Genomic DNA, 12,557 nt, shown 5'->3' with positions numbered 1-12,557 from the left:
GGAGTGTCAAGCACCCTTGACATCATGAAGAACGTCGTGAGGGCGCTGCGCACGCAGGCAGACATCTCGCAGGCCGCGCTGGCCGAGGCGATGGGCGTCTCACGGCAGACCATCAACTCCATCGAGACCGGGCGGTACCTGCCGTCGCTCCCCCTGGCGATCGCGCTGGCCCGGTACTTCGAGACGACCGTCGAGGAGACGTTTTTCGATGCATGACGTCAAGGCCACGCTGCACACGCTGTACGTCCCAGGGGTCGCGATCCTGATCGGGATCGCCTACTTCGTCGCCGGACTGGTGGGTGACGACACGCGGTTCGGGGTGATCGGCCTGGCCCTGATGACGGCCGTCGCCGGCGCCTGGGTGGTGCTCGCCCGCTACAGCGAGACCGTCAAGGGCCTGATGGACCGCAAGGACGAGCGGATCCGCGGGATCGACAAGGACGCGTCGCTGTTCGCCGGCTGGATCCTCATCGTCGCGGTGATCGGCGCGTTCGTCGTCCAGGTCGCGCGCGGAGCCGACACGTCGCCCTACGCCGAGCTCGGCGCGATCGGCGGCGTGGCGTACATCGGGGCCGTGATCGTGCTGCGGCTGCGCCGATAGGATGCGGGCATGGCCCGTGTGATCGTCGACGTGATGCCCAAGCCCGAGATCCTCGACCCGCAGGGCAAGGCCGTCCACGGCGCCCTCCCGCGGCTCGGCTTCGACGGCATCACCGACGTCCGGCAGGGCAAGCGGTTCGAGCTCGAGGTCGACGAGGCCGACGACGCCACGCTCGCCGAGATCCGGCAGATCGCCGAGACGCTGCTCTCCAACCCGGTCATCGAGGACTTCACGGTCAGGGTCGACGCGTGAGGATCGGGGTCGTCACGTTCCCCGGCTCGCTCGACGACGTCGACGCGCGCCGTGCCGTCCGCCTCGCCGGCGGAGAGCCGGTCGCGCTCTGGCACGGCGACCACGACCTCCAGGGCGTCGACGCCGTGATCCTGCCCGGCGGCTTCTCCTACGGCGACTACCTGCGCTGCGGCGCCATCGCCCGGTTCGCGCCGGTGATGACCGAGGTCGTCGAGGCCGCCCGCGGCGGGATGCCGGTGCTCGGCATCTGCAACGGCTTCCAGATCCTGTGCGAGTCGCACCTGCTGCCGGGCGCGCTGATCCGCAACGACCACCGCACGTTCATCTGCCGCGACCAGGTCCTCCGGGTCGAGAACGCCGGCACCGCGTGGACGTCGGACTACGAGACCGGCCAGCAGATCACCATCCCGCTGAAGAACGGCGAGGGCGGTTTCGTCGCCGACGCCGAGACGCTCGACCGGCTCGAGGGGGAGGGTCGCATCGTCTTCCGGTACGTCGACGTCAACCCGAACGGGTCGGCCCGCGACATCGCCGGCATCACCAACGAGCGGGGCAACGTCGTCGGCCTGATGCCGCACCCCGAGCACGCGATCGAGGACCTCTGCGGTCCCGGCACCGACGGGCTGGGGTTCTTCACCTCGGCCCTCGCCGCGCTCGCTCAGGCCTCCTGACCTAACGTCGAACCCATGAGTGACATCGAGGTCGTCCACGTCCCCGAGGCCGAGCGGTACGAGATCCGCGTCGACGCCAAGACTGCCGGATTCACCGAGGCCCACCCCCGCGACGACGGGATCGTGCTGTTCCCGCACACCGTCATCGACGACGCGTACGAGGGGCAGGGTCTGGCGTCGAAGCTCGTCACGGGCGCCCTCGACGACGTCCGGAAGAACGGGCTGATGATCCACGTGACCTGCGAGTACATCAAGCACTTCCTCGGCAAGCACCCCGAGTACGTGGACCTGGTGGCTGGTCCCGTGGACGGCCCTGTTAGCATGTGAACTCGTGAAACGCTCACTGTCGCAGTGGGCGTTCTTCCTTGCCCGGCGAGGGTGCGCATTCGGCGCCACCAGGACTGACCGGGCCTCTCCCAGTCAGTGAGCTTGTGCCTAATCCTGTCCGTGACGCCTCGTCACGCTCCTTTACCGACCTGTCCCTTCCCCGCCCGCTCGTCGACGTGCTGCGTCGCCGCGGCATCACCACCCCCACCCCGGTGCAGCTGGCCGTCGTCCCCGACGCGCTCGCCGGCTACCACGTGCTGGGCCGGGCCCGCACCGGCTCGGGCAAGACGCTCGCGTTCGGCCTGCCCGTGCTCGCGCGTCTCGCCGGCGGCACGAGTCGTCCGACCGCGCCCCGGGCCCTGATCCTGCTGCCGACCCGCGAGCTCGCCCTCCAGGTGGCCGACGCGCTCGACCCGATCGCCGCGTCGCTCGGCCTGAAGCTGGCGACCGTCTACGGCGGCGCCCCCATCAACAAGCAGATCAACCGACTGCGGTCCGGTGTCGACGTCGTCATCGCCACCCCGGGTCGCCTCAACGACCTGATCGAGCGACGGGCCTGCCGCCTCGATGCCGTCGAGATCACCGTCCTCGACGAGGCCGACCACCTGTGCGACCTCGGCTTCTTCAAGCCGGTCGACGCCCTGCTGGCGTCCACCCCGCAGGACGGCCAGCGCCTGCTGCTGTCGGCCACGCTCGACGGCCAGGTCGACAAGCTGGTGCGCCGTCACCTTCCGCGCCACCGGTTGCACGAGGTCGACTCGGCCGACGAGCGGCCCGACGCGATGGAGCACCACCTGCTGATCGCGGAGCACACCGAGCGCGTCTCGATCGCCCGTGAGCTCGTCACCGCGAACCCGCGCTCGATCGTCTTCACCCGGACGCGCCGCGGCGCGCAGCGCCTCGCCCGTCAGCTCACCCAGGGCGACGTCGTCGCCGTGGACCTGCACGGCGACCTCTCGCAGGGCCAGCGCGAGCGGAACCTCAAGCGCTTCCGCAGCGGTGCCGCCTCGGTCATCGTGGCCACCGACGTCGCTGCGCGCGGCATCCACATCGACGGCATCGGGCTGGTCGTGCACTACGACGCCCCGGCCGAGCACAAGGCGTTCGTGCACCGTTCCGGCCGCACGGCCCGCGCGGGGGAGTCCGGAGCCGTCATCACGATGACGACGCCGGCCGGCCTCCACGACGTCGTGACGATGCAGCGCAAGGCCGGCGTCTCGGCTCGCCGCCACGACGCCCGTCGTGCGCCGCGGCCGCTGACCGTCGAGGCGCTCGCCACCAGCGGCGAGACCGCACCGGTGGCTCCGCAGCGCACCGCGCGCCCCCAGAAGCAGGTCCAGGGTCAGGGGCAGTCGCAGAACCGGAACCGCAACCGGAACCGGAACCGCAGGCGCCGACCGCAGCACGCTCGCTGACCACTGATCGGTAGCCTTCCTGACCATGCTCAGCAAGGCGCCGGTGGTCCGCAGCCTCGCGCTGCTCGGACCGGCCTTCGTGGCCGCCGTCGCCTACGTCGACCCCGGCAACGTCGCCACGAACGTGACGGCCGGGGCGAAGTTCGGCTACACCCTCGTCTGGGTCGTGGTGCTGGCCAACGTCATGGCCGTGCTCGTGCAGTACCTGTCGGCGAAGCTCGGCATGGTCACCGGACGGTCGCTCTCGACCCACGTAGGTGACCGCCTGTCCCGAGCGCCCCGGCTGGCGTTCTGGGCGCAGGCGGAGGTGGTGGCGGTCGCGACCGACATGGCCGAGGTCGTCGGCGGCGCGATCGCCCTGAACCTGCTGTTCGACCTGCCGCTGATCGTCGGTGCGCTCATCACGGCGGCCACGTCGATCGTGATCCTGCGCATCGGCGACGTCCGCGGCCAGAGCACGCTCGAGCGGGTCATCATGGGCTTCCTCGTGCTGATCGCGGTCGGGTTCCTCGCCGGCCTGTTCGTGAACCCACCGGAGGCCGCCCCGCTCGCCGAGGGACTGCTCCCGACGTTCGCGGGCAGCGACAGCGTCCTGCTCGCCTCCGGCATCATCGGCGCGACGGTCATGCCGCACGTCATCTACCTGCACTCCAGCCTGACCGTCGACCGGCTCGGGAACCGTGGCGACGGCCTCTCGGTCGCCGAGCTGCTGCGGGTCACGCGGGTCGACGTCGCGTCGGCCCTGCTCCTCGCCGGCCTGATGAACCTCTCGCTGCTCGTCGTCGCGGCTGCGGGACTGCAGGGGCTGCCCGGCACCGACACGCTCACCGGCGTGCACGACGTCATCACCTCCGAGCTCGGCGCCGGCGTCGCCCTGCTGTTCGCGGTGGCCCTGCTCGGATCGGGCCTGGCCTCGACGTCGGTGGGCAGCGCGGCCGGCGCCGAGGTCATGCAGGGCCTGCTCGGCATCCGGCTGGCGATGATCGTGCGCCGGCTCGTCACGGTGATCCCGGCGATCATCGTGCTCGCCCTCGGCGCCGAGCCGAGCAACGCACTGGTCATCTCGCAGGTCGTGCTGTCGATCGGCATCCCGTTCGCGCTGGTGCCCCTGGTGCTGCTGACCGCCGACCGCGAGGTGATGGGCGAGCACGTGAACCCGCGCGGCCTGACGGTCGCGGCCTGGGGCGTCGCCGCGGTCGTGATCAGCCTGAACCTCGCCCTCCTCGGTCTCACGCTCACCGGCTGATCTGCGAGACTCGGCCCCGTGGCCCTTCCCCAGCTCCGCGTCCCTCGTGACCTCGGGGCGTCGGTCGAGAACCTGCGCGACAAGGTGCGCGGCCGGCCGATCGCGGACCTGCGGCAGACGCCGCGGACGCGGGTGGACCAGTCCGGCCACGCGGACCTGTACCGCTACGACCCCGTCCCGGGCGTCGAGCAGCACGGCAAGCCGCTGCTGCTGATCCCGCCGCTGGCGGCACCGGCGCTGGCGTTCGACCTGCGCCGCGGGTGCAGCGTCGTCGAGTACTTCGTCAACCAGGGCCGGCCGGTCTACCTCGTGGACTACGGGCCGGTGAGCTTCGGCCACCGCGGGCTGGGCATCGAGCACTGGGTCGACGAGGTCCTGCCGTGGGCGGTGCAGCGCACGGCCGACGAAGCGGCCGGCGGGGGTGCCGGGCCGCGGGCGGCTGATGGAGCAGAGCCTGTTCATGCGGCCGGGTGGAGCCTCGGCGGCATCTTCACGATGCTCACCACCGCGGCGCACGAGGACCTGCCGATCGCCACGGCCACCGCGATCGCCAGCCCGTTCGACCTGCACGCCGTGCCGATCCTCGCGATCGCCCGGCCGATCAACCGCGCCGGCGTCCGCGTCGTCAGCACCACCTACAAGCTGGCCGGCGGCATTCCTGCGCCGCTGACCCGGCTGGGCTTCCAGCTCTCCGCGATCGACAAGTACCTGACCAAGCCGATCTCGATGCTGATGCGCGCCGACGACCGCGACTTCCTGGCCCAGCTCGAGGCCGTCGACCGGTTCATGGACAACATGTACGCCTACCCAGGCCGGACGTTCGGGCAGCTGTACCACGTGGTGATGCGCACCAACGAGTTCGCGACCGGCACCATGCAGCTCGGCGGTCGCGCCGTCGCGCTGTCCGACATCGAGCAGCCGGTGCTGGTCGTCGCCGGGCTGAACGACACCCTGGCGCCGCTCCCGGCGGTCACCCACCTGCTCGACCTCGTCCCGGGCTCGGCCGACGCGCACCTGCTCGAGGCGCCGGGCGGCCACCTCGGAGTGCTCACCGGCCGCGCCGCCGCGGGCACCACCTGGCCCGGCATGGAGGCGTTCTACGTCCGACACGACGGGTAGATTTCGAGGGTGCCCGAGATGCCGGAGGTCGACGCGCTCGTCGCGTTCCTGCGCGAGCGCGCGGTCGGCGCCGTCGTCGCAGAGATCGAGCTGGCCTCCATCTCGGTGCTGAAGACGTTCGACCCGCCGGTCACGGCGTACTCGGGACTGCAGGTCACCGACGTCCAGCGGCACGGCAAGTTCGTCGACCTCGAGGTCGACGGCCTCCACCTCGTCATCCACCTGGCCAAGGCCGGCTGGCTGCGCTGGGCCGACCACCTCAGCGACAAGCGGCTGAAGCTGGGCAACGGCCCGCTCGCCATGCGCGTCCGCCTCGACGCGGGCGACGGCCCGCACGTCGGGTTCGACCTCACCGAGGCCGGCACCCGCAAGGGCCTCGCCGTCTATGCCGTCCGTGACCCGCAGGACGTCCCGGGCGTCGCGGCGCTCGGTCCCGACCCGCTCGCGGAGGGCTTCGAGCTCGCCCCGCTGCTGGAGGGCCGGCGGATGCAGGTCAAGCGGCTGCTGCGCGACCAGAAGGTCGTCGCGGGCATCGGCAACGCGTACAGCGACGAGATCCTGCACGCCGCCAAGATGTCGCCGTTCGCCATCGCCGCCGATCTCGACGCCGAGGAGGTCGAGCGGCTGTCCGCGGCGATCGACACCGTGCTCCGTGAGGCGCTCGCGGAGGCGCACGGCAAGCCTGCGTCGGAGCTCAAGGACAGCAAGCGCGGGCGGATGCGAGTCCACGGCCGCACCGGCGAGGCGTGCCCGGTCTGCGGCGACACGGTGCGCGAGGTGGTGTTCGCCGACTCGTCGCTCCAGTACTGCGCCACCTGCCAGACCGGCGGCAAGCCGCTCAAGGACCGCAGCACCAGCAAGTTCCTGAAGTAGCTCGCTTCTCCCGGTGGTCGAGTGCGCCCGCGAGCGCCAGCGAGCTGGGCGTGTATCGAGACCACCACCTGGGCGGGACGTGGTCTCGATACGCCGCTCGTCCCTCGCGGCTACTCGACCAGCGAGGGGGCGGGGTCTGCCATGCTCGGCGCATGACGTTGCTGGACAGCTGGACGCGCGGGGAGCACACCGCCGACGGGACCACGTACCCGACGTACCGCAAGGGCTCGGGCCCCGGCGTGGTCATCATCCACGAGATCCCCGGTCTCACCCCGAGCGTGATCGGGTTCGCCGAGGAGGTCGTGGCGGCCGGCTTCACCGTGGTGCTGCCGCACCTGTTCGGCACGCCGGAGGCGCCGGTGGGGCCGAAGTCGATGCTGTCGACGTTCCCGAAGGTGTGCGTCAGCCGGGAGTTCACGACCATGGCCACCGGGAGGACGTCGCCGATCGCGGGCTGGCTGCGCAGCCTGGCGCGGTCGCTGCACGAGGAGCTCGGCGGGCCGGGCGTCGGAGCACTGGGCATGTGCTTCACCGGCGGGTTCGCGCTCGCGATGATGGTCGACACGTCGGTGGCGGCACCCGTGCTGGCCCAGCCGTCGCTGCCGTTCCCGGTCGGGAGGAAGCGAGCGGCGGACCTCAACCTCTCGCCCGAGGACCTCGCGGTCGTCAAGGAGCGCGCCGCCGGCGGCTGTGCCGTCCTCGGTCTCCGCTACGAGAAGGACGTGGCCACCGGGACGCGCTTCGAGACGCTCACCCGGGAGATCGGCGACGCCTTCATCCGGGTCGACTTCCCCGGTCGCGGGCACTCGACGTTGACCGAGCACCGGCAGCAGGAGGGCGTCGACCGCGTCCTGGAGTTCTTCGGCGACAAGCTTCGCTAGGCAGCGTCTGGCAAACCCTCGCGCCGCCCGGACGCCCCCGCATCCCGGCTGACATCGTTCTCGGCCCTCGCGAGACAACACCCGGTATGGCTTCGGACCTCGGCCTCGTCAGCCGGGCGCGGATGACGCCCGGATCGACTGCGCCGGTTCACCAGACACTGCCTAGAGGTTCGCCTGCTCGGCGATCGAGACGAGCAGCCCGCCGGCCATGAACGCCACCAGCGTCGAGACGAGGGTGCCGGTCGAGAAGGACGGGATGAACCGTCGCGCACCGGTGACCTCGGCGGCGCCGTGGTGGTACTCGTGCGTGAGGGCGTGGCCCTTGCCGCGCTGGAGCAGGTAGCGGTTCACCGGGAACGCGGCGACGAACGCGGTGGCGAGGGCGAGCATCATGCTGAGCCAGAACGTGTCGTTCACCAGGCCCGCGTCCATCGCGCCCGGGATGACGGCCACGACGAGGTTGTCGACGACCTCCATCGTCGCGATCGACAGGGTGTCGGCGGCGAGCACGACGGTGAGCGCGGTGCCGAGCGCCAGGCCGGCCCGCAGCAGCGGGAACGTCGACAGCGTGTAGCCGAAGAAGAACGCCAGGGCGACCGAGATGACGATGGTCCAGGCGTTGCTGAAGCCGGCCGCAGTGCCGATGACGAGGCCGAGGATCTCGCCGATCGCACAGCCGGTGAGGCAGTGCAGGGTGGCGGAGGCCGCCATCGCGTTGAGGCCACCCATGGCGTGGTCGTGGTCGTGTCCCTGGTCGTGGGAGTGGTGCTCGTGGTGCTCGGTCATGCGATGGACCATACCCCCGGGGGGTATGCGAGCGCAAGGGTCAGCCGATGGCGACCAGGCTCACCGCGGCGGCCGCGAGCCCCAGCCCGACGCCCTGCCAGGGCTGGATCTTCTCCCGCAGCACGACGGTGGCGAGCACGACGGTGCCGGCCGGGTACAGCGCCGCGATCACCGAGACGACGGACAGCAGGCCGTGGTGCGTCGCGTAGGTGAACGCGCCCAGCGCCGTGGCACCGAGCGGCCCCATCACCACGGCGCGGTACGGCGCGCGGGTGCGCGGGACCCAGGCCTGGCGGAAGACCATGGCCGTGCCGATCACCGCAAACACCGACGTTCCCTGGGCGAGCGCCAGCGGCATCAGCCCGGCGTCGTCGTGCATCTGGCCGAGGCAGGCGAACAGCGCGCCGAAGCCGAGGCCGGCCAGGATGCCGTCGACCACGCCACCGCGGTGGGTCGGGTCCTCGTCGACCACCATCGAGATCAGGTACATCGCCGGGAACGCGCAGACGATGCCGATGACGGCCAGCATCGAGGGGCGGTCGCCGGTGACCAGGCCGACGGCCACCGGCACGAGGGCGCACCCGACGGCCGACAGCGGAGCCACCACGCCCATGCGGGCGCCGGCGAGACCGCGGTAGAGGAACACCACGCCGCACCCGCCGCCGATCCCGGCGAGTGCACCCCACGCCCAGTCCGATCCGGTGGGCGACCCGCCGACGACCAGCCCGGCCGTCGCGTTGGTGATCGTGGACGAGCTCTGCCCGACGACGGCGACCTGCCACGAGCTGGCGGTCTTGGAGAAGATGCCGCCGAGGAAGTCGGACACGCCGTACGCGACCGCGGAGAGCAGAGCCAGGACGATCGCCACCAGGAAACCCTAGTGCGGGCTGCCTACAGTTGACGCATGAGCGAGCGCCAGCGAGCGAACAGGCGGCACCTCATCGAGGCGCTGCCGTATTCTCTGCTCTTCTCTACGGCGGCGCCGCGATGAGCCGACCGTCCTGGGGTGCCCGTGCGAACCGCACGGTCGACGGCATGACGTCGCGCGTCGACGGCCGGACGGTGGAGGTCGCCGACCGCGCCGCCCAGGTCATCGCGCTCGCGGTCCGGGTCCTCCGCTTGCCGACCCTCGTGCTCCTGGTGGCGCCGATCCCGTTCGAGGTCGCCACGCTTCTGCTGGTCCTCGCGGCCGACGGACCGGCGCGCGTCCTCGGCCTGGTCGTCGTCGCGGCGATGGCCGCGGTGACCGGCGCCTTCGGTCTGCGGCGTGCCCGTACCCTCGAGGCCGCCTCCGTGCCCACGGCGCTGGCCACCGAGCTGGGCATCGCGGTGAGCCTGAGCGGCAAGGTCGACGAGACCCGCGGCGTGCTCGAGCAGATCGGCGGTGGCGGCGGTGCGCGGATCTTCTCCCGGCTGCGCGGCCTCTGGAACGGCGTCGGCATGACCGGGCGCTGGATCGACGGCGTCGGCGACCTGCCCCGGGCGCGCTACTTCGTGCCCCCGCGCATCGGCACCACGGTGACGATGACCGTCGCCGCGCTGTGGCTGGTGCCGATCTCGGTGGTGGTCCTCGTCTTCACGCTGATCGGGACCGTCGCCAGCACGTTCTGACATGGGCACGTCGGGGCGGGTGCGGATCGGGATCTCCGGCTGGCGGTACGCGCCGTGGCGCGGGGTGTTCTACCCGAAGGGCCTGCGCCAGAAGGACGAGCTCAGGTACGCCGCCGAGCGGATGTCGAGCATCGAGATCAACGGCTCGTTCTACGCGCTGCAGCGGCCGGAGAGCTACCGCTCATGGCGGGCGGAGGTGCCCGACGGGTTCTGCTTCGCCGTGAAGGGCGGCCGGTTCATCACGCACATGAAGAAGCTCGCGGACGTGGAGACCCCGCTCGCCAACTTCTTCGCGTCCGGGGTCCTCGGTCTCGGGCCCGCGCTCGGCCCGCTGCTGTGGCAGCTGCCGCCGACCCTCGGCTTCGACGCCGGCCGGCTGGCGTCGTTCTTCGACCTCCTCCCGCGCACGACCACCGAGGCGGCCGAGCTCGCGAAGCAGCACGACGAGCGCCTCGACGGCCGTGCGCTCACCGAGGCCGAGGACGGCCGCCCGATGCGCCACTGCCTGGAGGTGCGGCACCCCACGTTCGTCGACGCCGGGTTGCCGGAGCTGCTGCGCGAGCACGACGTCGGGCTCGTCGTCGCGGACACGGCGGGGAAGTGGCCGCTCCTGCGCGACGTCACGTCCGACTTCGTCTACGTCCGCCTGCACGGCGACACCGAGCTCTACGCCAGCGGCTACGACGACGAGGCGCTCGACACCTGGGCCGGCCAGGTCCGCACCTGGGCGGAGGACGGCGCCGACGTCTTCGTCTACTTCGACAACGACATGAAGGTGCGGGCGCCGTTCGACGCGATGGCGCTCGCCGAGCGGCTGTCCGACCTCGTTCAGCCGCCGGGCTGGACGAGCCCGGATTCGTAGGCCAGCACGGCCAGCTGCACCCGGTCGCGGCAGCCGACCTTGGTGAGCAGCCGCGACACGTACGTCTTGACCGTGGACTCGCTGAGGTAGAGCTCGGCGGCGATCTCGTCGTTCGACCGGCCGCGGGCCACGGCGCGCAGCACCTCCACCTCACGGTCGGAGAGGTCGTGGAGGTCGTCAGGTCGCTCGCCGGGCAGCGGGGCTGCGGAGAACCGCTCGAGCAGGCGGCCGGTCACGGAGGGCGCGAGCATCGCGTCGCCGCGGGCCACCACCTCCACCGCATGCACGAGGTCGGCGGGGGAGACGTCCTTGAGCAGGAAGCCGCTGGCACCGGCGCGGACCGCGGCGAAGACGTACTCGTCGAGGTCGAACGTCGTCAGCGCCAGCACGCGAGACTCCGGGCTGACGTCGAGGACCAGGCGGGTGGCCTCGATCCCGTCGCGTCGGGGCATCCGCACGTCCATCAGGACGACGTCGGGCCGGGTCTGCTCCGCGAGCTCGACGGCCTCGACGCCGTCCGCCGCCTCGCCGACGACCGTCATGCCTGCTCGCTCGAGGATCAGCACGAACCCGGTGCGGACGAGCTCCTGGTCGTCGACGACGAGGACCGACGTCATGAGACCTCCACGGGGAGGGTCGCCCGGACGGTGAACCCGGTCGGCGCGGAGGACGTCTCGACCGTCCCGCCGTAGAGCGCGGCACGCTCGCGCATGCCGACGAGCCCGTGGCCGCCGGTCGACGGAGCCGTCGCGCCCCGACCGTCGTCGGTCACCTCGATCCGCACCTCGCCGTCGACCCGGTCGACGCAGACCTGGACGCGGGTCGCCCGGGCGTGACGTCGGACGTTGGTCAGCGCCTCCTGCACGATGCGGTATGCCGCAAGGTCGAGTCCGGCAGGGAGTGGCTGAGCCGCCTCCAGCCGCAACGTGGTCTCGATCCCGGCGGCCGCGACGTCGTCCAGCAGGGCGGGGACGCGCGCGAGGCCCGGCTGCGGAGACAACGGTCCGTCGGACGTCGGGTCGCGCAGCATGGTGACCACCCGGCGCATCTCGTCGAGCGCGCCGGTGCCGGTCGTCCGGATGTGCTCGAGTGCGCGCGCCACGAACGCCGGGTCGTCGGCCACCACCTGCTGGGCCGCTCCCGCCTGCACCACCATCGTGCTCACCGCGTGCGCGATGACGTCGTGCAGCTCGCGGGCGATCCGCGTCCGTTCCTCGACGACGGCGGCCAGGGCCTGCTCGGCCGCGGCCACCTCGGCCGCGATGGCGCGCTGCGTCGAGGCCTGCGTCCGGCGCTCGTACAGGCTCAGGGCGAAGCCGAACGACCACACGATCGTCATGACGCCCCAGTGGAAGACGATCTCGCCCGGCTCCTGCAGCTCCTCGACGAACAGGTCGACGCCCAGCAGGAGAACAGCCGTGGCGAGCGCGCCGTAGAACGGGTCCCGCCCCGTGCCGTGACGGGCGGTGGAGAACACGGCGATCCCGATGGGGACGAGTCCTCCGAAGAACAGGATGTACTGGTCGCCCAGGGCGAAGCCGAGCACCAAGGTGACGACCAGGAGGACCTGCACCGCCAGCGGGTGCGTCCGCCGTTGGGTGAGCAGCAGGCCGAGCACCAGCACGACGACCGTCGACGCGGTCGCGGATCCGTCGCCGGCGCGCGAGTCGAACGGGATCCAGATCTCCGCCACGCCGATCACCGTCACGACGGCCGCGAGCGTCCAGTCGGCGACGCGGGCGCGATCCAGTCGTTGCAGCACCAACCCAATGTAGGTTCGGCGACCCCCTCCGCGGGTCGTCCTGGAGTTGATCGTCGAGTCAACTTCGGGTCATCGGGTCGGCACGCGGCGCCGATGACGGGCTACTCCGGCGCTGCGTTGGCTGATGGCGAGTCCCGGACGAGCCGGGACC

General features: G+C 71.6%; 16 protein-coding genes. 12 read left to right on the top strand and 4 right to left on the bottom strand.

The features are described 5' to 3' along the window. Nucleotides 1-24 precede the first annotated feature (24 nt). The 10 genes from FHP06_RS15310 to FHP06_RS15265 all read left to right on the top strand — a co-directional run bounded on the left by FHP06_RS15310 (nt 25) and on the right by FHP06_RS15265 (nt 7,385). The gene (locus FHP06_RS15310) at nt 25-216 is read left to right on the top strand and encodes a helix-turn-helix transcriptional regulator (protein ID WP_147687683.1); all 192 of its coding nucleotides are present in this window, start codon (nt 25-27) and stop codon (nt 214-216) included. Then, entirely contained in the window at nt 209-601 is a 393-nt protein-coding gene (locus tag FHP06_RS15305) for a hypothetical protein (RefSeq protein WP_147687682.1), read from the top strand. The genes FHP06_RS15310 and FHP06_RS15305 overlap by 8 nt, the downstream gene beginning before the upstream one ends. 9 nt (nt 602-610) lie before the next feature. Further along, the gene (purS, locus tag FHP06_RS15300) at nt 611-853 is read left to right on the top strand and encodes a phosphoribosylformylglycinamidine synthase subunit PurS (protein ID WP_147687681.1); all 243 of its coding nucleotides are present in this window, start codon (nt 611-613) and stop codon (nt 851-853) included. Next, nucleotides 850-1,524, top strand: a complete 675-nt coding sequence (purQ, locus tag FHP06_RS15295) for a phosphoribosylformylglycinamidine synthase subunit PurQ (protein WP_147687680.1) — start codon at nt 850-852, stop codon at nt 1,522-1,524. Before purS ends, purQ begins: the two co-directional genes overlap by 4 nt. A gap of 15 nt (nt 1,525-1,539) precedes the next feature. Beyond that, nucleotides 1,540-1,851 (top strand): GNAT family N-acetyltransferase, encoded by a 312-nt coding sequence (locus FHP06_RS15290; protein ID WP_147687679.1) that lies wholly within the window; start codon nt 1,540-1,542, stop codon nt 1,849-1,851. A gap of 176 nt (nt 1,852-2,027) precedes the next feature. Next, the gene (locus tag FHP06_RS15285; RefSeq protein ID WP_187271968.1) at nt 2,028-3,266 is read left to right on the top strand and encodes a DEAD/DEAH box helicase; all 1,239 of its coding nucleotides are present in this window, start codon (nt 2,028-2,030) and stop codon (nt 3,264-3,266) included. A 25-nt stretch (nt 3,267-3,291) separates the two neighbouring features. Beyond that, nucleotides 3,292-4,512, top strand: a complete 1,221-nt coding sequence (locus FHP06_RS15280) for an Nramp family divalent metal transporter (RefSeq protein WP_147687677.1) — start codon at nt 3,292-3,294, stop codon at nt 4,510-4,512. 18 nt (nt 4,513-4,530) lie between these two features. Next, a complete protein-coding gene (locus tag FHP06_RS15275) occupies nt 4,531-5,631 on the top strand; it encodes an alpha/beta hydrolase (protein ID WP_147687676.1) in 1,101 nt (366 codons plus the stop codon). Nucleotides 5,632-5,649: 18 nt separating this feature from the next. Further along, entirely contained in the window at nt 5,650-6,504 is an 855-nt protein-coding gene (locus FHP06_RS15270; protein WP_456236640.1) for an Fpg/Nei family DNA glycosylase, read from the top strand. Between the two features lie 152 nt (nt 6,505-6,656). Beyond that, on the top strand, nt 6,657-7,385 hold the full coding sequence (locus tag FHP06_RS15265; protein WP_147687674.1) for a dienelactone hydrolase family protein: 729 nt from the start codon (nt 6,657-6,659) through the stop codon (nt 7,383-7,385). Nucleotides 7,386-7,547: 162 nt separating this feature from the next. Here the strand turns inward: FHP06_RS15265 and FHP06_RS15260 are convergent, their stop codons facing one another. Together FHP06_RS15260 and FHP06_RS15255 are read right to left on the bottom strand one after the other, a co-directional pair. Next, nucleotides 7,548-8,171, bottom strand: a complete 624-nt coding sequence (locus tag FHP06_RS15260) for a DUF4396 domain-containing protein (protein WP_230973542.1) — start codon at nt 8,169-8,171, stop codon at nt 7,548-7,550. Between the two features lie 40 nt (nt 8,172-8,211). Further along, nucleotides 8,212-9,039, bottom strand: a complete 828-nt coding sequence (locus tag FHP06_RS15255; protein ID WP_147687673.1) for an EamA family transporter — start codon at nt 9,037-9,039, stop codon at nt 8,212-8,214. 119 nt (nt 9,040-9,158) lie between these two features. On the opposite strand from FHP06_RS15255, the gene FHP06_RS15250 reads away from it, so the two are divergent. Together FHP06_RS15250 and FHP06_RS15245 are read left to right on the top strand one after the other, a co-directional pair. Continuing rightward, complete coding sequence (locus FHP06_RS15250) at nt 9,159-9,782, top strand: hypothetical protein (protein WP_147687672.1); 624 nt, start codon at nt 9,159-9,161, stop codon at nt 9,780-9,782. Between the two features lies 1 nt (nt 9,783). Continuing rightward, complete coding sequence (locus tag FHP06_RS15245) at nt 9,784-10,644, top strand: DUF72 domain-containing protein (RefSeq protein ID WP_147687671.1); 861 nt, start codon at nt 9,784-9,786, stop codon at nt 10,642-10,644. Here the strand turns inward: FHP06_RS15245 and FHP06_RS15240 are convergent. Beyond that, on the bottom strand, nt 10,611-11,261 hold the full coding sequence (locus tag FHP06_RS15240) for a response regulator (protein ID WP_147687670.1): 651 nt from the start codon (nt 11,259-11,261) through the stop codon (nt 10,611-10,613). The two genes, FHP06_RS15245 and FHP06_RS15240, sit on opposite strands and share 34 nt — an antisense overlap. Then, nucleotides 11,258-12,406, bottom strand: a complete 1,149-nt coding sequence (locus FHP06_RS15235) for a sensor histidine kinase (RefSeq protein WP_147687669.1) — start codon at nt 12,404-12,406, stop codon at nt 11,258-11,260. The genes FHP06_RS15240 and FHP06_RS15235 overlap by 4 nt, the downstream gene beginning before the upstream one ends. Nucleotides 12,407-12,557: the final 151 nt, after the last annotated feature.

Origin of the sequence: Aeromicrobium terrae (genome assembly GCF_008039565.1) — a bacterium.
In the GTDB taxonomy this organism is placed as follows: Bacteria; Actinomycetota; Actinomycetes; order Propionibacteriales; family Nocardioidaceae; genus Aeromicrobium; species Aeromicrobium terrae.
This window is presented reverse-complemented; position numbering and strand designations above follow the sequence as displayed.